Consider the following 19,049-nt stretch of genomic DNA (forward strand, 5'->3'; position numbering starts at 1 on the left):
CGGCCGCGCCGGGTAGCGGCGGTCGTGCGGGGGGATGCTGGACGGCGTCCGGCCGGACCGGCACGCCCGGGCCGCTTCGCACGGCACCCGGCACGGTCGTCCGGATTTCGGGCACCGTCACCGGGACGAGTGGAAACCGGGGCGATCCGGAACACCCACCCGGACAAGGGCGTCAAGAATGTCAGAAGCGCCACGCAGCATGTACTACCGGGATCGGCCGTCGCCGCTTCCCGGTCGGAACTGATCGTTTCGAGTCGGCTCAGGGCCCCGTCGCCGGGCGTCCGAGGGCTCCGAAGGGGGTGCCGCACCGTATGGCCGCTGTCGACACCGCGCGCGCTCACGCCCAAGCGGTTCTGCGGGTCCGGGGGCTCGCCCTGGCCGCCGCCGTACTGCCCGCCGCCGCCGCGGTGGTCCTGCTCGCGGGCCGGTTCACCGGCCGGCTCGGTGCGCCCGGCGCCCCCGACGCCGCCGGCTGGGACGCCGTCCGCTGGGTGGTCTGCGCGGTGGCCGTCGCCACCCTGCTGGTCGCGGGCCTGGCCGCCCGGGCCCATCGCCGGGCCGTCCCGCCGCAGACCCCGGTCGTCCCGCTCGCCCGGGCCCAGGCCCCCGAGCTGTACCGGCTGATCGACGAGCTGGCCGACCGGCTGGAGGTCCCCGCGCCCTCCGCGATCGCCCTCACCCCGGACTGCGACAGCTGGTTGGAGGACCTCCCGCCGGCCCGGGCCGGCGGGACGCGCCGCCCGTCGGGCCCGGCACCCGAGCCGCCCGCGCCGGTCCTGGTGATCGGCTCGCCGTTCCTCTGGTGGATGCGCGCCGGCGAGCTGCGCGCCCTGCTCGCCCCGGTGGTGGCCGGTACCGCGGCCGCCGCCGACCCGGACATCGCCGCCGCCCGCCGCTTCCTGCGCGGCCTGGACGCCAGCCTGGACGCCACCCCGCCGCCCGGCGTGGTCGGCGCCCCCGCGCCCGCCGCACCGAGGGCCGGCCGCCGCGGCCCGGCCGCGCTGACCGACCGGATCACCCGCCGGCTGCTCGGCGCCTGCCGGGCGCACTCCGCCGAGCTGGAGCGGGCCGTCGCCGGCTGGGCGTCCGAGCAGGCCCGGGCGGTCGACTACGGCCTGCGGATCGCCGCCCAGGAGCAGGTCGGCCTGGCCTACGCCGGCTGGGACCGGCTGCTCACCCGGGTCGCGCTGCCCGCCTGGCGGCTCGGCCGGCACCCCGCCCACCTCAACGCCGGTGTGGTCGCCGCGCTCACCGAGCTGTCCCGGCGCGACCGGCTGGCCGACGGTTACGGCAGCCGCCTCGGCGACCGCCCCGCCTGCGACCTGCTGGAGGAGCCGGGCACGGTGGACGAGGCGGTCTCGCTGCTCGCCGCCGAGCTGTTCTTCGGCCGGCCCGCCTCCGGGGCCTGGCGGGAGGTGGAGTGGTCCGACTACCCGGCCGAGGTGGTGGACGCCGGCTGGCGGGCCCGCGCCACCGCGCTGCAGTCCGCGCTGGACCGGCTCGCCCCGCAGGCCCGCCCCGGCGCCCCGACGGTGACCAGGCTGCTGGGCCGGCTCGCCGAGGGCGGCGGCGAGCAGCTGGCCGCCTCGCTCACCGCCCAGCTGGCCCGGACCACGGCCCCCGCCCCGCTGCTCGAACCCGTCCGCACCGGGCGGGACCTCCTGGTCGACCACGTCACCGCGATGGTCTGCTGCGCGGCCGTCGACACCGCCGGCGCCACCCCGGGGCTGGACTGGCTGGACGGCCCGGTGCTGCTGATCGGCGGGGTGCGCCGCACCGATCTGGCCGAGCCGGTCGCCCAGGCCGTCGAGCAGGGCCAGGACGGCCCGCTGCGGGCCTGGTTGGACGCCGCCGACGTCCGGCTGGAGAAGCCGGTCCGGCTCTGAGTCCGGAGGGCGCTCGGTGCCGGGGCTCGCGCCCCCGGGGCGCTCGCCGGGGGCAGGTCTTCGCAGGCCGGGGCACCTCCCGGCGGCGGGCCGGAAGATTCTCCGGCACTAGTTGCTACCGTAGGGTGACGCAGCGCCAGCACTCTGTGGTGTATTAGACCGCACGCACAGCCGGGAGGCACATGCCAACCGGCGGAGGGTGCATCTGTGGGAGGGGCGCGTGGGGACGGAACTCAACCGCCGCTGGGAGTCCGGAACGCACGCGTACAGCGTTTCCGACCCCTTCGGCCAGGGGCCGCTGCCCTGGCTGCGCAGCCCGGACCAGTACCTGGCGGGAGCCGAGGGGGCCGTCCCCTGGTACGTCTCGGTGGACGCGCCGGGCCAGCAACCGCTGGCCGGCGGCGCCAGACCCAAGCCCTCGGTCGGCACCCCGCAGGGCGCCAACGACGTGGTGCAGCAGATCAAGGGCTTCGCCTCGGCGGGCGTGGTCCGCCCCGGCGGCTCGGTGGACTTCCGGGTCACCGTCAACCCGCCCCGCGAGTTCACCGTCGACGTCTTCCGGATCGGCCACTACGGCGGCGACGGCGCCCACCACATGACGTCCAGTCCGCTGATCGCGGGGCTGTCCCAGCCGGCTCCGCTGGTGGTCGGGCGGACGGTCTCCTGCCACCACTGGTGGCACTCCTGGCGGCTGCAGATCCCCACCCACTGGCGGCCCGGCGCCTACGTCGCCGTGCTGACCACCGGCGACATGCTGCACCGCAGCCACATCCCCTTCACGGTCCGGGACTTCGAGGACCAGGCGCGCGCCGCCGAGCTGCTGCTGGTGATCCCGGACGTGACCTGGCAGGCCTACAACCTCTTCCCCGAGGACGGCCGCAGCGGGGCCAGCCTCTACCACGCCTGGGACGGCCAGGGCCGGCTGGTCGGCGAGCCCGAGGCGGCCGTCACCGTCTCCTTCGACCGCCCGCACGCCACCGCCGGCCTGCCGCTGCACGTCGGCCACGCCTACGACTTCATCCGCTGGGCCGAGCGCTACGGCTACGACCTGTCCTACGCCACCGCGACCGATCTGCACGCCGGTCTGGTCGACCCGGCCCGGCACCGGGCGCTGATCTTCCCCGGCCACGACGAGTACTGGTCCGAGCCGATGCGCCGCACGGTCGAGCGGGCCCGCGACGGCGGCACCTCGCTGGTCTTCCTCTCCGCCAACACCATGTACTGGCGGGTCGAGCTGAGCCCCGCGCCGGGCGGCGAGCCCAACCGGCTGCTCAACTGCCGCAAGCGGCAGAAGGTCGAGCCGGGCAGCCCGGCCACCGGGGTGGGCGGCGCCGCCAGCGCGCTCTGGCGGGACGCCGGCGAACCGGAGCAGCACCTGCTCGGCCTGCAGTACTCCGGCCGGGTCGCCTCCCCCGTCCCGCTGGTCGCCCGGCACACCGCGCACTGGCTCTGGGACGGCACCGGCGTCCAGGAGGGCGACGAGCTGCCCGGGCTGGTCGCCGGCGAGGCCGACCGCTACTACCCCAAGGTGGCGCTGCCCCGGCACACCGAGCGGGTGCTGCTCGCGCACTCCCCGTACCGGGACCTCGCCGGTCGCACCCGGTACCAGGAGACCTCGCTGTACCGGGCGCCGAGCGGTGCGTACGTCTTCGCCGCCGGGACGTTCGCGTGGTCGCCCGCGCTGGACCGTCCCGGTCTCACCGACGAGCGGATCCAGCGGGCCACCGCCAACCTGCTGGATCGCCTCTGCAAGAACGGCTGAGACCGCCCGGGCGGGGTCCGCGCGGGCGGTCATGACAGACTCGGGTCCACTGACCTCCCCTTTCGCGCCCCACGCCCGCGAACGACCCCTGAGGACTGAGACGACCTTGAGCGGATTTGTCACCAAGCCCGAGCCGGTCCAGGTGCCCGGCCTGGTCCACCTGCACACCGGCAAGGTGCGCGACCTCTACCGCGCCGAGTCGGGTGACCTCGTGATGGTCGCCAGCGACCGCATGTCGGCGCACGACTGGGTGCTGCCCAACGAGATCCCCGACAAGGGCCGCGTCCTCACCCAGCTCTCGCTGTGGTGGTTCGAGCGGATCGCCGACATCGTGCCCAACCACGTGATCTCCACCGAGGTCCCGGCCGGCGCCCCCGCCGACTGGAAGGGCCGCACGCTGGTCTGCCGCAGCCTGGAGATGGTCCCGGTCGAGTGCGTGGCCCGCGGCTACCTGGCCGGCTCCGGACTGACGGAGTACGAGGCCGACCGCACGGTCTGCGGCATCGCCCTGCCCGAGGGCCTGGTGAACAGCTCCGAGCTGCCCGCCCCGATCTACACCCCGGCGCTCAAGGCCGACGTCGGCGAGCACGACGAGAACGTCTCCTACGAGGAGACCGCCCGCCGGATCGGCGCGGAGCTCGCCTCCCAGCTGCGCCGCACCACCCTCGACGTCTACGCCCGGGCGCGGGACATCGCCCGGGCGCGCGGCATCATCCTGGCCGACACCAAGTTCGAGTTCGGCCTGGCCGACGGCGAGCTGGTGATCGGCGACGAGGTGCTCACCCCGGACTCCTCCCGCTTCTGGCCCGCTGACGACTGGCGGCCCGGCCGCTCGCAGCCGTCCTTCGACAAGCAGCTCATCCGGGACTGGCTGGTCTCCCCGGCCTCCGGCTGGGACCGCTTCAGCGAGCTGCCGCCGCCGGAGCTGCCGGCCGAGGTCGTCGAGCAGACCAGGGCCAAGTACATCGAGGTCTACGAGCGGCTGACCGGCCTCAGCTGGGCCTGAGCCGTCGGACGCCCGCGGGCGCGGCCGGGTCCCGGACCGGGAGGTCTCAGATCCAGCCGTGTTCGCGGGCGATCCGCACCGCCGCGTGGCGGTTCTCGGCGCCCAGCTTGGTGGCGGCCGAGGAGAGGTAGTTGCGGACCGTGCCCGGCGAGAGCGCCGCGCGCTCGGCGATCCCGGCGATCGAGGTGCCGTCGGCGGCCAGCTCCAGGACGTCCGTCTCGCGCGGGGTCAGCGGCGTCTCGCCCGCGCTGATGGCGTCCGCCGCCAGCTCCGGGTCCACGTACCGGCCGCCCGCGCGCACCGTACGGATGATCCCGGCGAGGTCCGCCGCGGAGACGGTCTTCGGCAGGAAGCCGCGCACGCCGACCTCCAGCGCCCGCTTCAGGTAGCCCGGGCGGCCGTGGCCGGTGACGATCATGGACCGGCAGTCCGGCAGCAGCCGGCGCAGCTCGGTGGCCACCTCGATGCCGTCCAGTCCGGGCATCTGGAGGTCCAGCACCGCGATGTCCGGGCGGTGCGCCTGCGCCATCGCCAGCGCCTCCGGCCCGGAGGCGGCCTGGGCGACCACGGTGATGTCCTCCTCCAGGGAGAGCAGCGCGGCCAGCGCCCCCCGGATCAGGTGCTCGTCGTCCGCGAGCAGGACGCGCACGGGGGCGGTGTCGGTCATCGGGGCCTTCTTCCGGACGGGAGCGGTGGTCGGGGCGGGGGCCGCGGTCGGCGGCGGCGCGACAGGGGTCAGAGCGGGACGCTGGCGAGCATCCGGAACCGGCCCGGCCCGGCGTCCGGGACGGTCAGCTCGCCGTCGTGGGCGGCGAGCCGCTCGCGCAGCCCGCGCAGCCCCGTCCCGCTGCCCCGGGACGGGATCGGCACGGCCGGCACCCCGTCGTTCTCCAGCTCCAGCACCGCCCGGCCGTCCTCGCGCCGCAGCCGGATCGAGCAGTGGCCGGCCTCGCTGTGGCGCAGCATGTTGGTGGTGGCCTCGCGGATCACCCAGCCGAGCACCGACTGCACCGGCAGCGGCAGTCGGTCGGCGTCCTCGCCCAGGTCGATCTCGCAGGCCACGTCGGCGGAGCGCAGGACGGCGCGGGCACCGATCGCCTCGGCGTGCAGGTCCGTCGTGCGGTAGCCGCGGACGACGTCCCGGACCTCGCGCTGGGACTCCTGGGCGATCCGCTGCACCTCGGTCATCTGGTCGGCGGCCTCCGGGCGGCCCCGGCGGGCCAGTTGCACCGCGAGCTCGCTCTTCAGCGCGATGGTGGTGAGGTTGCGGCCCATCACGTCGTGCAGGTCTCGGGAGAACCGCAGCCGCTCCTCGGCCACGGCCAGCCTGGACTGGGCCTCGCGGGCGGTGTCCAGCTCCCAGACGACGGACTGCAGCCAGGCGCAGCCGCGGCAGCTGAGGCCGACGAAGGCCATCGCGACGAGGTCCCCGACCAGCATCCCGGCGGCCGCCGGGGCGCCGATCCCGGCCAGCAGTGTGGCCGGGACGACCAGCAGCCGGGCGCCGATCCCGGTGAGGCACGCCTGCCGCATCGTCAGGCCCACGCTCGCCGGGCCGAAGGCCGAGGCCGCCAGCGCGGAGACGACCACGGCGGTGAACGGGGGACCGGTGTTCTCCGCTCCGCCGGTGGGGCCTAGCAGCAGGACGGCCCAGGAGCCGGCGATCGCCACCCCGCCGGTCAGCAGGAGCCAGCGCAGGTGGTCGGACGGCCGTTTCAGGTAGTGGTCGAGCGAGGTGCGGAACGCCCGGAAGGCCAGCAGCGTGGTGGCCAGGCCGACGACCATGCTGACCCGGACGGCGTCGCGGAGCTGTTCCTGCTGGGCGGCGGATCCGACGGCCAGCAGGATCACCATCATCAGGATCAGCGGCATCAGATAGAGCGACCAGCGGAGGTAGAGCTCGGACCGCTGCGGCTTGCCGTAAGCCTTCCAGGTACGCACCGGCCTCAGTACGCCCATCTGCCCGCCCCCCGTTCGATCATGATCATTGCTTCGCTCTTCCTATCAGAGAAGGCTCAGCGGCGGGGCTCCCAGCGGAAGTAGCGGACGGCACCCCAGGCCGCGAGGCCCAGCCAGACCGTGCCGGTGACCAGGTGCGGAGCGGCGGTGGACCAGGTGCCGGCGAAGCCGGTGGCGGCGGCGGAGCCGTCGGTGCCGAACCAGCCAAGGCGGATCAGCTGGAAGGCCGGGGTGGTGGGCAGCAGTCGGCAGACGTCGGCCATGCCGTCGGGCATGACCTCCAGCGGGACGAACAGGCCGGAGCCGAACTGGGAGAGCAGCAGGACCGGCATGGTGGTGATGCCGGCGCTCTCGACCGTCTTGGTGAAGGCGCTGGAGAGGGCGGCCAGCGCCATCAGGGTGCCGATCGCCAGGACCAGCCCGGCTGCCATCAGCAGCGGGTTCACCGGTGCGCTGAGGTCGAGGGCGACGGCGCCGCCGACGGCGACCACCAGGCACATCAGCAGGGCCAGGCCGACCGAGGGCACCGCGGTGCCGGCCAGGATCTCGACGTCCCGCGCCTCGCCGGTGCGCAGCCGCTTGAGCACCAGCTCGCCGCGGCGGGCCACGTAGGCGGCGGTCAGGTTGTAGTAGACGACGAAGGCCAGCACCATCCCGACCGCCCCGTTGACCAGCAGCGAGTCGACGTCGAGGCCGGGGTTGGTCTCGGCCTGCTGCTCCAGCACGCTCCGCAGGCCGCCGATCAGCAGCAGCGGCAGCAGCAGGGCGGTGAACAGCGCGGTCCGGTTGCGCAGCAGCAGGGTGGCCTCGGCCCGGCCGAGGGCGAGCAGCCGGCGGCCGGTGGTGCTCCGCGGTCCGGTGCTGCTCTGCGGGGCGGTGGCGGTGCGGGCGGTGGCGGTGGTCATCGGGAGAGTCCCATCAGGCGGCGGCGGGCGGTGGGAGCGGCGGGGGCGTCGGCCTGGGGCCGGTGCGCGGCCTCGGAGGCGATGGCGAGGAAGGCCTCCTCCAGCGAGGCGCTGCGGGCGTCGAGGGCGCCGAGCGCGATGCCGTGCCGGGCGGCCCAGCCGAGCAGGTCGGTGAGGGTGGCCTGGAGCTGCCCGGTCTGCACGGTGATCCTCCGGCCGTCGGCGACCAGGGTGGCGCCGGCCAGCGGCGGGAGGGAGGCGCCGGTGAACTCGGGGAGTTCGAAGGTGATCCGGGAGGGGCGGCCGGCGATGACCTCGGCCACGGTGCCGGCGGTGACGATCCGGCCGCGGTGCATGATGGCCAGCCGGTCGGCCAGCTCCTCGGCCTCCTCCAGGTAGTGCGTGGTGAGCAGCACCGTGGTGCCCTGGGCGCGCAGCTCGCGGACCAGGCGCCAGACGGCGGCGCGCGCCTCGGGGTCGAGACCGGTGCTGGGCTCGTCCAGGAAGAGCACCTCGGGGCGGCCGAGCAGGGCCATCGCGAGGTCGAGCCGGCGGCGCTCGCCGCCGGAGAGCTGCTTGACCCGCACGCCCCGGCGGTCGGCGAGGCCGACCAGCTCCAGCGCCTCCTCCAGCGGGCGGGCACCGCTGGTCATCCCGGCCCAGCTGCGGCCGGTCTCGGCGACGGTGAGGTCGCCGGGGAAGCCGCCCTCCTGGAGCATGATGCCGATCCGGGGGCGGAGCGCGGCGCGCTCGCGGTGCGGGTCGTGGCCGAGGACCCGGACGGTACCGGCGGTGGGGGCGGCGAGGCCCTCGATCAGCTCCATGGTGGAGGTCTTGCCGGCGCCGTTGGTGCCGAGCAGCGCGAAGAGCTCGCCGCGGCCGACGGTCAGGTCGACGCCGCGCACCGCGTGGTAGCCGGTGGCACCGGAGCCGTAGTGGCGGTGGAGGTCGGTGACCTCGATCACGTGATCGCTCGCGGTGCGCGGCTGGCTCGTTTCCATGGCTCAAGCCTTTCGCGGCCCGGGCGCCGCGGGCAGTGCGCACTCTCATCGGAACGGGGTGCGGATCCACGGGTCGGCGGTGACAAATGTCATCGGTCGGAGCCGGGCGGGAAAGCGCCGGCCAAGCCGCGGGCAAGCCCGGGGCAAGCCGGGGAGCGACTGCATGGGGAATGCCGAAGGGCCCCCTCGACCGAGGGGGCCCTTCGTACTGGAGCGGACGACGAGATTCGAACTCGCGACCCTCACCTTGGCAAGGTGATGCTCTACCAACTGAGCCACGTCCGCAGGATGGAACTATTGAGTTGTGCTGTGCTCGCACACTGCGAGCGGACGACGAGATTCGAACTCGCGACCCTCACCTTGGCAAGGTGATGCTCTACCAACTGAGCCACGTCCGCACGGTGCCTGGTGGGGCACCGGCCGCCTCTTCGGATCTCTCCGTTGCGGCGACGAGGAATACTCTACCCCATCGATCGGGGTGGTCGCCCCACCCTTTCGGGGCAGGTGGGACGACCGGGTCCGGCGGGGTCAGTTCGCCTCGGCGAAGGCCTCGTAGACGTGCTTGGGGATGCGCCCCCGGGCGGGCAGCTCCATGCCGCGCGACTGGGCCCAGGCGCGCACGGCGGCCGGGTCCGGGGTGAGCGCGGTGCGGCGGAAGGACTTACCGGTACGGCTCTGGCGGCGGCCGGCCGCGACGAACGGAGCGAGGGCCTCCCGCAGCTTTTCCGCGTTGTCCAGGGACAGGTCGATCTCGTACGACTTCCCGTCGACGCCGAAGTGGACGGTTTCTGCGGCGGCGCCGCCGTCCAGGTCGTCGGAGAGCGTGACAACTACACGCTGAGCCATGGGTGTCAATCCTCTCGGGCAATTCGGCCGAAGGGCGCGGGGTGCGCTCCCGTGGCCTGATGTGCACCACTCGCGCAAGCGCATACGGGCAGGCCCGATGGCGTGCCGGATACGCAGCACTTGCCGCGGCAGGTGGCCCTATTCTGCACCCGAAGCGGGTCGAAATCGAAGAGTCCGGCTTTCTTTTCCGTATATTCACGTGTCTTCGGTGCGCTGTCGGATACCCGGTGCACTCGGCTGGCCGATCTGTCCGGAGTGCCGGTATTCGGGTGCTCTTCGGCCGTTCTCGCTCGGGCCGCCGAATCCGGTGAAATGGGGTGTCCGGGGGGAGGCGGAGCCCTTGTGGCGTAAGGGTCGTGAGTCTACGCGCGTCACCCTGCCCGGCCAGCAAAGTCACCCGAAACCCCCGGTAGTCTGGAGTTCCCCCGCCTCACCGAAGACACCACCGGGAGTGCCAGTGGCACGCGTCGTAGTCGACGTCATGCTCAAGCCGGAGATCCTCGACCCCCAGGGACAGGCGGTGCAGCGTGCACTGCCCCGTCTCGGATTCACCGGGATCGCCGACGTCCGCCAGGGCAAGCGCTTCGAGCTGGAGCTGGAGGGCCCGGTCGACGACGCCGCGCTCGCCCGTATCCGCGAAGCCGCCGAGACCTTTCTCGCCAACACCGTGATCGAGGACTTCACCGTCCGCGTCGAGGAGACCGTGGCAGCGGTCCCCTCCTCCGTCGTCGGAGACGCCAAGTGACCACCCGAGTCGGCGTCGTCACTTTCCCCGGCTCCCTCGACGACCGCGACGCCCAGCGCGCGGTCCGCCTGGCCGGCGCCGAGCCGGTCGCGCTCTGGCACCGTGACAAGGATCTCCACCAGGTCGACGCGGTCGTCCTGCCCGGCGGATTCAGTTACGGCGACTATCTGCGCTGCGGCGCGATCTCCCGGTTCTCGCCGGTGATGGACACCATCATCGAGCAGGCGAAGCTGGGAATGCCGGTTCTCGGTATCTGCAACGGCTTCCAGGTGCTGTGCGAATCGCACCTGCTGCCCGGTGCGCTCACCCGCAACGACTCGCTGCACTTCGTCTGCCGCGACCAGAAGCTGCGGATCGAGAACGCCGGCACCGCGTGGACCCGGGATTACTCGGCCGGTCAGGAAATCGTCGTCCCGCTGAAGAACGGCGAGGGCCGCTTCGTCGCCGACGAACACGTCCTGGACGCGCTGGAGGCGGAGGGCCGGGTGGTCGCCCGCTACGTCGACGTCAACCCGAACGGTTCGTACCGCGACATCGCCGGTATCACCAACGCCGCCGGCAATGTCGTCGGCCTGATGCCGCACCCGGAGCACGCCGTGGAGCCGCTCACCGGTCCGACCACCGAGGGCCTGGGCTTCTTCACTTCCGTCCTGAAGCAGCTGGTGAACGCCTGATGACCCTCGACACCGTCAAGAACGCCGAGCAGACCCCGGACGCCGGCCAGCCGTGGTCCGAACTCGGTCTCAAGGAGGACGAGTACACCCGCATCCGGGAGATCCTCGGCCGCCGCCCGACCGGCGCCGAGCTCGCGATGTACTCGGTCATGTGGTCGGAGCACTGCTCCTACAAGAGCTCCAAGGTGCACCTGAAGCAGTTCGGCGAGAAGGTTCCGCCGAACGACGCGATGCTCGTCGGCATCGGCGAGAACGCCGGTGTGGTCGACGTCGGCCAGGGCTACGCGGTCACCTTCAAGGTCGAGTCGCACAACCACCCGTCGTACATCGAGCCCTACCAGGGCGCGGCCACCGGCATCGGCGGCATCGTGCGCGACATCCTGGCGATGGGCGCCCGCCCGGTCGCCGTGATGGACCCGCTGCGGTTCGGCGCGGCCGACCACCCGGACACCCGGCGCGTGCTGCCCGGGATCGTCGCGGGCATCGGCGGCTACGGCAACTGCCTGGGTCTGCCGAACATCGGCGGCGAGGTCGTCTTCGACTCCTGCTACCAGGGCAACCCGCTGGTCAACGCGCTCTGCGTGGGCGTGATGAAGCACGAGGACATCCACCTCGCGCAGGCCTCCGGCGCCGGCAACAAGGTCATCCTGTACGGAGCCCGCACCGGCGGCGACGGCATCGGCGGTGTCTCGGTGCTCGCCTCCGAGACCTTCGACGCCACCGGCCCGGCCAAGCGCCCGGCCGTCCAGGTCGGCGACCCGTTCCAGGAGAAGCTCCTCATCGAGTGCACCCTGGAGATCTTCTCCGAGAAGCTCGTCAAGGGCATCCAGGACCTCGGCGGTGCCGGCCTCTCCTGCGCCACCTCCGAGCTGGCCTCGGCCGGCTCCGGCGGCATGCGGATCGAGCTCGACACCGTGCCGCTGCGCGACAACACGCTCTCGCCCGAGGAAATCCTCATGAGCGAGTCGCAGGAGCGCATGTGCGCCATCGTCGAGCCCGGCAAGGTCGACCGCTTCCTGGAGATCTGCGAGAAGTGGGACGTCATCGCCACCGTCATCGGTGAGGTGACGGACGGCGAGCGGCTGGAGATCTTCTGGCACGGCGAGCTGGTGGTCGACGTGCCGCCGCGCACCGTCGCCCACGAGGGCCCGACCTACCAGCGCCCGTACGCCCGCCCCAGCTGGCAGGACGCGCTGCAGGCCGACGCCCCGAGCGCCGAGCGGCTCGCCCGCCCGACCACCGGTGAGGGCCTGAAGGCCGACCTGCTCAAGGTCGCCGGCTCGCCCAACCAGGCCTCCAAGGCGTGGATCACCGACCAGTACGACCGCTACGTGCTCGGCAACACCGTGCTCTCGGTGCCCGAGGACTCCGGCATGATCCGGATCGACGAGGAGACCAACCTCGGCGTCTCGGTCGCCACCGACGGCAACGGCCGCTACACCAAGCTGGACCCGTACACCGGCGCCCAGCTGGCCCTCGCCGAGGCGTACCGCAACGTCGCGGCCGGCGGTGCCAAGCCGCTCGCGATCTCCGACTGCCTCAACTTCGGCTCCCCCGAGGACCCGGACGTGATGTGGCAGTTCGCCGAGGCCACCCGCGGTCTGGCCGACGCCTGCCTGGCGCTCGGCACCCCGGTCACCGGCGGCAACGTCTCGCTCTACAACCAGACCGGCGAGACCGCCATCCACCCGACCCCCGTGGTCGCGGTGCTCGGCGTCATCGACGACGTCACCCGCCGCACCCCGATCGGCTTCGCCGAGGAGGGCCAGCTGCTCTACCTGCTCGGTGACACCGAGGACGAGCTCGGTGGCTCGGCCTGGACGCAGGTGGTCCACGACCACCTCGGCGGTCTGCCGCCCAAGGTCGACCTGGACCGCGAGAAGCTGCTCGGTGAGATCCTGATCGCCGCCTCGCGCGACGGCATGATCGACGCCGCGCACGACCTCTCCGACGGCGGCCTGGGCCAGGCGCTGGTGGAGAGCTGCCTCAAGGGCGGCCACGGCGCCCGGATCATCGTGCCCGAGGGCCAGGACCCGTTCGTGTTCCTGTTCTCGGAGTCGGCCGGCCGCGCGGTCGTCGCGGTGCCGCGCAGCGAGGAGCTCCGGTTCAACGACATGTGCACCGCGCGTGGCCTGCCGGCCACCCGGATCGGCGTGGTCGACGGTGATGTCCTGGACGTCCAGGGCCAGTTCACCGTCTCGCTGGCCGAGCTGACGGACGCCCACACCGGCGTCATCGAGGCTCTGCTCGCCTGACCGGACGGACCGGACCGGCGCGCCCCGAGCCAGAGGGGGCGCGCCGGCCCGGCCGTCTACGGGCCCGGCCACCGGCCCGAACCACCGCCCCGAGCGGCGAAGCCCCGCCCGGCCCGTCTTGGGCCCGGCCCCGCCGTCTTGAGCTCCGCTCCGCCCTCCTTGACCCCCGCCCCGCGCGTCTTGACCCCCGCCCCGCGCGTCTTGGGCCCGGCCCCGCCCTCCTTGGGCCCGGCCCTGCCCTCCTTGGGCCCGGCCCTGCCCTCCTTGAGCCCCGCCCCGCCCTCCTTGGGCCCGGCCCCGCCCTCCTTGACCCCCGCCCCACGCGTCTTGAGTCCCGCCCCGCACCGAACCCGCCCCGAGCCGAAGGGCCGCGCCGGTACCGAAAGGGAGAAGGGACGGAGCGACGCAGGAGCGACGGAGCGCCGACCGTCGGCACCGGGACAAGCGGCCCGGAGGCGAGCGGGCGAAGATACTGCCCGGAGGCGAGCGGGCGAAGATACTGCCCGGAGGCGAGCGGGCGAAGATACTGCCCGGAGGCGAGCGGGCGAAGTCACTGCGTACGCTGCGGGGCATGCCTCCCAAGTCCCGTACGTACCAGCCCCAGAAGGTGCGCGCCGCGCTGGCCGCGCAGACCCGGGCACTGCGCGCCGCCGTCCACGACCTCTGCGCCGACCCGGTGGCCGAGCAGGTGCTCGCCCGGCCGACCAGGGTGGGGCAGTGGTCGGTGCGCGAGCTGCTGGCCCACCTGGCGGTCCAGCTCGACTGGGTGCCCGCCCACCTCGGCGACCCGCTGGAGGGGCGGCCGCCGCTGGACCTGCTGGGGTGGGTGTCCCGGGTCGCCGAGGTCGCCCCACTGCTGGACGCCGGGGCGCGCGAGCACGCCGCCGCGGAGTTCGGCGGCTCCCCGGTGGAGGTGGCGGCGGCCTTCGACCGGGCCGCCGACGCCCTGCTCGCCGCCCTGGACGGGCCCGAAGTCGCGGACCCGCAGCGGCGGTTCGAGATCCGGCTGGGCTCGATGCTGCTCTCCGACCTGCTGGTGACCCGGCTGGTGGAGGCGGTCGTGCACGCCGACGACCTGGCCGACGCGCTGGGCCGGGCCGCCTTTCCGCACGACCGCCAGGCGCTCGCCGCCGTCACCCGGTTGCTGGCCGACGCCTTCGCCGACCGCACGCCGGGTGGGGCCGTCGAGCTGCGGATCCCGCCGTACGCCGTGGTGCAGGCCGTGGAGGGCCCCCGGCACACCCGGGGCACCCCGCCGAACGTGGTCGAGACCGATCCGCTGACCTGGATCCGGCTCGCCACCGGGCGGACGGACTGGGCCGCCGCGGTGGACGCCGCCGCGCTCTCGGCCAGTGGCGAGCGCAGTGACCTCGCGGCCTACCTGCCGGTCCTCGGCTAGGCCCGGCAGGAGCGGGGTCTAGGGGTGGAGCTGGGCGGCGAGCTGCTCGGTGGCCTTCCGGAGTGCCTCACCGGTCAGGGCGGGCTCCAGCGTGGCGTTCACGGTGTCCTGGGAGAGGGTCAGGGCGATGTCGCCCTTGCCCTTGGCCGCCACCCGGGCCACGCCCACCGACGCGGCGCCCGGGGTGACCTTGGTCCGGCCGGCCGTCGGCTGCTCGTCGGCGAACTGCTTCAGCTGGTCCACGCCGAGATTGCCGGCGCGTTGGATGGACGGCAGCATCATGTTGACCACGGGCCCGTTCTCCGGGATGGCCAGCAGGTCGATCCGGACCGGGGTGGAGCCGACCGTGTAGGTGCAGGTCACCCAGGCGCTCGGGGGCGTGGCCGGTATCGAGGGCATCGAGGGCGGCGCGGAGACGCCGGAGGGCCACGGCTCGCCCGGCTTGCCGTTGCCGAGGTCGGTGCCGACCGCCGGCTCGTCCTTGGCCCCGGGGGTCACCGGCCGGTCGATCCCGGCCGACTTCAGGGCCGCCGGGAGGTCCAGACCGAACGGGCACGGCCCGGTCTTGGCGAGCCCCTGGGCGGTCGACCGGACGTGGTCGTAGGAGAGGCTGCCGGCGCCGGTCACGTCGCCGGAGGAGGAGCAGGAGGCCACGGCGAGGAGGAGTCCCGCGGTGCCGGCCACGGCGAGGAGGCGGCGTCCGGCCGCGGTGCGGTCTGCTGTCATGTGAGCAGCCTAGAACGGCCTTGTGCCGGGCGGTCGGTGAACATGTACCAGCTCTGTCCCGGCACCGCCGGCGGCCGCGGCGGAGCCCCCTGGTGCCCCGGGTCAGGGCACCGACGGGCCGCCGAGGTAACCGCCGTCCGCCGTGTACGGCCAGGCGTTGGGTTCGCAGCCCTTGAGGCCGTAGATCTGCTGCATCATCGCGGGTGCGGGCTTGCCCTGGCCCGGGCAGGTCTCGTGCCCGTGGCCGATCCGGTGGCCGACCTCGTGGTTGACGATCAGCGCCCGGTACTCGTCGATCGGGCCGCTGAACTGCGGTGAACCGGTGTTCCAGCGCTTGACGTTGACCAGGACCTGGTTGCCGACGTTGCAGTTCACCTCGCCGCGGGTGTTCAGGCCGGCGGCCCCGCAGATCCGGTCCACGGCGGCCGGCGAGGCGATCTTCACGGTGAAGTCGTACGCGCCGCCCGCCACCAGCTGGAAGCCGTTCCTGCGGTCGTTGGTCCAGCCGCGCGGGTCGGCGAGGATGCGCTGGACCTGTGCGGCGGCCGCCGCCGGATCGATGCCGATGCCGTCCTCGACCTCGACCCGGTAGCGGCGGACGGTGCCCTTGCCGACCGGTGCGGCCGCGCCCGGGGCGACGGTGAAGGTGCCCGCGCCCCGGTCCGGTCCGGGGTCCGGCGTGCTCGGCTCGGCGGGCGTGGGCACGGTGGTGGGCACGGGTGCCTGGGCGGGTGCCGGTGGCGCCGTGGGGGTGGGCGCCGGCGCCGGAGCCCCGGCGGGCGGGGCGGCGGCCGGGGTGCTCGCGTCGGGCGGGGCCACCCGGCCCTGCGCGGTCCGGTCGGCGGGCCGGGGGTCGGGGTGGTCGGGCATGAGGAGGGTGACGCCGAGGACGGCCACCGCCGCCACCAGCGCGGTGATCATCCCGGGACGGATCCGCCGCCGCTGCCGGCGTCGTCGGCCGGTCCGGCCGGCACCGTGCGGGCGGTCGGAGCGGGAACCGCCGGTACGTCCACCGGCCGCGCGGGAGCTGCGCGTGCGGGAGTCGCGCTGGTCGGGTCTGGCTGCGGGCACGGTGAGGCTTCCTGTCGGACCGGTGGGGTCGCGAAAGCCTTCGAACCTCCGTGCGCCCCCCTCGCCCGGACACCCTGACATGGAGACCCGGTGAATGTCTACATACCGGGTATACACACCGAAAGGGGACCGCCCCCGCTGCCGCCCTTTCGGACGGCAGCGGGGGCGGCCGTGGCGCGCAGGTGCCTACGTGTGGTGCGGGCCGGTCAGCCCAGGGTGGCGGCGGCGGTCGGCGAGCTGTCCCGGAGGAACTGGGCGCAGCGCTCGGCCTCCTCCTTCTCGTCGATGGCCGCGGCGGCCCGGCCGAGCCCGTGCAGCGCCCGCAGGAAGCCGCGGTTCGGCTCGTGCTCCCACGGCACCGGGCCGTGGCCCTTCCAGCCGGCCCGGCGCAGCGAGTCCAGCCCGCGGTGGTAGCCCGTGCGGGCGTACGCGTAGGACTCGACGGTGCGGCCGGCGGCGAAGGCGTCGTCGGCGAGCTGGGCCCAGGCCAGCGAGGAGGTCGGGTACTTCGCCGCGACCTCGGCCGGGGAGGCGCCGCCGGCCAGCAGCTCCAGCGGAGCGGGCTCGGCGGGCAGGTGCGTCGGGGGCGGACCCCCGAGGAGGTTCTGGTGAATACTCATGGCCCCCAGTGAACCACTGGGGGCCATGAGCCGGGGACCGGCCTCGGGAAGCGGCGGGGCTTCCGGGCGGTGCCTACTTCAGGCGGTTGCCGGCCGAGCGCAGCTGCTGGGCGGCCTCCAGCACGCGGGCGGCCATGCCGGCCTCGGCCAGCTTGCCCCAGGTGCGCGGGTCGTAGGTGTTCTTCTTGCCGACCTCGCCGTCGACCTTCAGCACACCGTCGTAGTTGCGGAACATGTGGTCCACGACCGGGCGGGTGAAGGCGTACTGGGTGTCGGTGTCCAGGTTCATCTTCACGACGCCGTTCTCCAGCGCGGTGGCGATCTCCTGGGCGGAGGAGCCCGAGCCGCCGTGGAAGACGAAGTCGAACGGGTCCTTCTTGCCGTACTGGGCGCCGATCGAGTCCTGCAGCTCGCGCAGCAGCTCCGGCTTCAGGACGACGTTGCCCGGCTTGTAGACGCCGTGCACGTTGCCGAACGAGGCGGCCAGCAGGTAGCGGCCCCTGTCGCCCAGGCCGAGGGCCTCGGCGGTGCGGACGGCGTCGTTGACGGTGGTGTACAGCTCGTCGTTGATCTCGTGCGTGACACCGTCCTCCTCGCCGCCGGTCGGGGTGATCTCGACCTCAAGGATGATCTTGGCGGCGACGGCCTGGGCCAGCAGCTCCTCGGCGATGGCCAGGTTGTCGTTCAGGGTCTCGGCGGAGCCGTCCCACATGTGCGACTGGAACAGCGGGTTCTGGCCCTTGGCGACGCGCTCGGCGGAGATCGCCAGCAGCGGGCGGACGTAGCCGTCCAGCTTGTCCTTGGGGCAGTGGTCGGTGTGCAGCGCGACGGTGATGTCGTACTTGGCGGCGACGATGTGCGCGAACTCGGCGAGCGCGACGGCGCCGGTCACCATGTCCTTGTTGTGCTGGCCGCCCAGGAACTCCGCACCACCGGTCGAGATCTGGATGATGCCGTCGCTCTCGGCCTCGGCGAAGCCGCGCAGCGCGGCGTGCAGGGTCTGCGACGAGGTGACGTTGATGGCCGGGTAGGCGAACTTGCCCGCCTTGGCCCGGTCGAGCATCTCGTTGTAGACCTCGGGAGTTGCGATGGGCATGCGAATCCGCTCCTGTCGGGTTGCGGCGTACGGACGGTGCTGTCCGACGCTGTGTACGCCTCTGTTACGACTCCGGGGTACCGGGGCCTACGCGCGGCTCTGCGGGGCGGCCACCTGTACCAAGGTTCGAAGCGCCGCCGCGGTACGACAATGAGGGTGTTTGCGACCGCGGTCCGGACGCCGGAGCCATCTTCCCATCCCGAGCCCGGGCGACACCATGTGGCCCGCCTGTCGGGACGGCTGCCCACGTGCGACGAAGGGATGACCACCGTCTCGCCCCCCGGGCGGAAGCCCGCGTCAAGACCGGCCCGCTATCCTGCGGCCGTGGACTACAACCAGCTGGCCGTCAACTTGCTCGACGCCAAATCACTGATCTCGTCCCTCGGCGCCATCGGGCTGATCGCGATCATCTTCGCCGAGACCGGCCTGCTGGTCGGGTTCTTCTTCCCGGGCGACTCACTGCTGATCATCGCCGGCGTCGCCTCCTCCAACGCCGCCTCGTCGGTGCTCGGGGAGGGGACGAAGCTGCCGATCGCGGCCCTGCTGATCGGTGCGCCGCTGGCCGCCATCGCGGGCGCCCAGCTCGGACACCTGATCGGGGTGAAGGTCGGACCGAAGATGTTCGACAAGCCCGAGTCGAAGATCTTCCGGCGCGAGTACGTGCTGAAGGCGGAGGAGTACTTCAACAAGTTCGGGCCCGGCAAGGCCGTGGTGCTGGCCCGCTTCATGCCGATCGTGCGGACCTTCCTGAACCCGGTCGCGGGCACCCTGGAGATGCCGGCCCGGACGTTCTTCCTCTGGAACGTGATCGGCGGCGTGCTGTGGACCGAGTCCATGCTGCTGATCGGCTACTTCTTCGGTGACGCGCTCGCCCCGGTGATCGACAAGTACCTGATCCCGGCGGTGCTGCTGATCGTGCTGCTCTCGATCTCGCCGATCCTCATCGAGGTGATGCGCGAGCGCAAGAAGAAGAAGGCCGGCGGTGCCGAGGCCGCCGAGGCCGAGGCCGCCCAGGCGGGTGCCGGGCGCCACCGCCGCGGCTGAGCGCCACCACGACGAACGGCCGGGGCCGGGTCCTGTTTCACGTGAAACAGGACC

17 protein-coding genes and 2 tRNA genes are annotated in these 19,049 nt (G+C 73.3%); 8 read left to right on the top strand and 11 right to left on the bottom strand.

All coding sequences use genetic code 11. The annotated features are described in order from the left end of the window. The first annotated feature begins 311 nt into the window (after window positions 1-311). From ACFVYI_RS29070 to ACFVYI_RS29080, 3 genes are all read left to right on the top strand, one after another. Window positions 312-1,886: a hypothetical protein gene (locus ACFVYI_RS29070; RefSeq protein WP_387891035.1), complete on the top strand. Its 1,575-nt coding sequence runs from the start codon at window positions 312-314 to the stop codon at window positions 1,884-1,886. A 220-nt stretch (window positions 1,887-2,106) separates the two neighbouring features. After that, window positions 2,107-3,648 (top strand): N,N-dimethylformamidase beta subunit family domain-containing protein, encoded by a 1,542-nt coding sequence (locus ACFVYI_RS29075; protein WP_387891037.1) that lies wholly within the window; start codon window positions 2,107-2,109, stop codon window positions 3,646-3,648. A gap of 106 nt (window positions 3,649-3,754) precedes the next feature. Beyond that, a complete protein-coding gene (locus ACFVYI_RS29080) occupies window positions 3,755-4,654 on the top strand; it encodes a phosphoribosylaminoimidazolesuccinocarboxamide synthase (protein WP_387891040.1) in 900 nt (299 codons plus the stop codon). Between the two features lie 46 nt (window positions 4,655-4,700). Here ACFVYI_RS29080 and ACFVYI_RS29085 read toward each other — a convergent pair whose 3' ends face one another. The 7 genes from ACFVYI_RS29085 to ACFVYI_RS29115 all read right to left on the bottom strand — a co-directional run bounded on the left by ACFVYI_RS29085 (window position 4,701) and on the right by ACFVYI_RS29115 (window position 9,365). Continuing rightward, on the bottom strand, window positions 4,701-5,321 hold the full coding sequence (locus ACFVYI_RS29085; RefSeq protein WP_387891042.1) for a response regulator: 621 nt from the start codon (window positions 5,319-5,321) through the stop codon (window positions 4,701-4,703). Window positions 5,322-5,389: 68 nt separating this feature from the next. Continuing rightward, a complete protein-coding gene (locus ACFVYI_RS29090) occupies window positions 5,390-6,595 on the bottom strand; it encodes a sensor histidine kinase (protein ID WP_387891045.1) in 1,206 nt (401 codons plus the stop codon). 74 nt (window positions 6,596-6,669) lie between these two features. Continuing rightward, complete coding sequence (locus ACFVYI_RS29095) at window positions 6,670-7,518, bottom strand: ABC transporter permease (RefSeq protein ID WP_387891047.1); 849 nt, start codon at window positions 7,516-7,518, stop codon at window positions 6,670-6,672. Beyond that, window positions 7,515-8,519 carry an ABC transporter ATP-binding protein gene (locus ACFVYI_RS29100; protein WP_387891049.1) on the bottom strand — a complete coding sequence of 335 codons (1,005 nt, stop codon included), beginning with the start codon at window positions 8,517-8,519 and terminating at the stop codon, window positions 7,515-7,517. Before ACFVYI_RS29100 ends, ACFVYI_RS29095 begins: the two co-directional genes overlap by 4 nt. Before the next feature lie 209 nt (window positions 8,520-8,728). Beyond that, a tRNA-Gly gene (locus tag ACFVYI_RS29105) sits at window positions 8,729-8,804 on the bottom strand. A 40-nt stretch (window positions 8,805-8,844) separates the two neighbouring features. Then, window positions 8,845-8,917: transfer RNA gene (locus ACFVYI_RS29110), tRNA-Gly, on the bottom strand. Window positions 8,918-9,047: 130 nt separating this feature from the next. Beyond that, window positions 9,048-9,365 carry an Lsr2 family protein gene (locus ACFVYI_RS29115; protein WP_238860361.1) on the bottom strand — a complete coding sequence of 106 codons (318 nt, stop codon included), beginning with the start codon at window positions 9,363-9,365 and terminating at the stop codon, window positions 9,048-9,050. Window positions 9,366-9,822: 457 nt separating this feature from the next. Here ACFVYI_RS29115 and purS point away from each other — a divergent pair, with 457 nt between their 5' ends. The 4 genes from purS to ACFVYI_RS29135 all read left to right on the top strand — a co-directional run bounded on the left by purS (window position 9,823) and on the right by ACFVYI_RS29135 (window position 14,438). Next, window positions 9,823-10,110, top strand: coding sequence for a phosphoribosylformylglycinamidine synthase subunit PurS (gene purS / locus ACFVYI_RS29120; protein WP_387891054.1), 288 nt, complete (start codon window positions 9,823-9,825; stop codon window positions 10,108-10,110). Beyond that, complete coding sequence (gene purQ, locus ACFVYI_RS29125) at window positions 10,107-10,784, top strand: phosphoribosylformylglycinamidine synthase subunit PurQ (protein WP_387891057.1); 678 nt, start codon at window positions 10,107-10,109, stop codon at window positions 10,782-10,784. The genes purS and purQ overlap by 4 nt, the downstream gene beginning before the upstream one ends. Continuing rightward, a complete protein-coding gene (gene purL, locus ACFVYI_RS29130) occupies window positions 10,784-13,039 on the top strand; it encodes a phosphoribosylformylglycinamidine synthase subunit PurL (RefSeq protein ID WP_387891059.1) in 2,256 nt (751 codons plus the stop codon). The genes purQ and purL overlap by 1 nt, the downstream gene beginning before the upstream one ends. A gap of 571 nt (window positions 13,040-13,610) precedes the next feature. After that, window positions 13,611-14,438: a sterol carrier family protein gene (locus tag ACFVYI_RS29135; RefSeq protein ID WP_387891062.1), complete on the top strand. Its 828-nt coding sequence runs from the start codon at window positions 13,611-13,613 to the stop codon at window positions 14,436-14,438. Between the two features lie 18 nt (window positions 14,439-14,456). Here ACFVYI_RS29135 and ACFVYI_RS29140 read toward each other — a convergent pair whose 3' ends face one another. The 4 genes from ACFVYI_RS29140 to fbaA all read right to left on the bottom strand — a co-directional run bounded on the left by ACFVYI_RS29140 (window position 14,457) and on the right by fbaA (window position 17,951). After that, window positions 14,457-15,164 carry a hypothetical protein gene (locus tag ACFVYI_RS29140; RefSeq protein WP_387891065.1) on the bottom strand — a complete coding sequence of 236 codons (708 nt, stop codon included), beginning with the start codon at window positions 15,162-15,164 and terminating at the stop codon, window positions 14,457-14,459. 102 nt (window positions 15,165-15,266) lie between these two features. After that, a complete protein-coding gene (locus ACFVYI_RS29145) occupies window positions 15,267-16,085 on the bottom strand; it encodes a DUF3152 domain-containing protein (protein WP_387891068.1) in 819 nt (272 codons plus the stop codon). A 356-nt stretch (window positions 16,086-16,441) separates the two neighbouring features. Next, window positions 16,442-16,855: a DUF3151 domain-containing protein gene (locus ACFVYI_RS29150; RefSeq protein ID WP_352288463.1), complete on the bottom strand. Its 414-nt coding sequence runs from the start codon at window positions 16,853-16,855 to the stop codon at window positions 16,442-16,444. A gap of 73 nt (window positions 16,856-16,928) precedes the next feature. After that, a complete protein-coding gene (gene fbaA, locus ACFVYI_RS29155; RefSeq protein ID WP_387891070.1) occupies window positions 16,929-17,951 on the bottom strand; it encodes a class II fructose-bisphosphate aldolase in 1,023 nt (340 codons plus the stop codon). Window positions 17,952-18,275: 324 nt separating this feature from the next. Here fbaA and ACFVYI_RS29160 point away from each other — a divergent pair, with 324 nt between their 5' ends. After that, window positions 18,276-18,995 carry a DedA family protein gene (locus ACFVYI_RS29160; protein WP_387891072.1) on the top strand — a complete coding sequence of 240 codons (720 nt, stop codon included), beginning with the start codon at window positions 18,276-18,278 and terminating at the stop codon, window positions 18,993-18,995. Window positions 18,996-19,049 lie beyond the last annotated feature (54 nt).

This window comes from Kitasatospora sp. NPDC058218 (genome assembly GCF_042882445.1).
In the GTDB taxonomy this organism is placed as follows: domain Bacteria; phylum Actinomycetota; class Actinomycetes; order Streptomycetales; family Streptomycetaceae; genus Kitasatospora.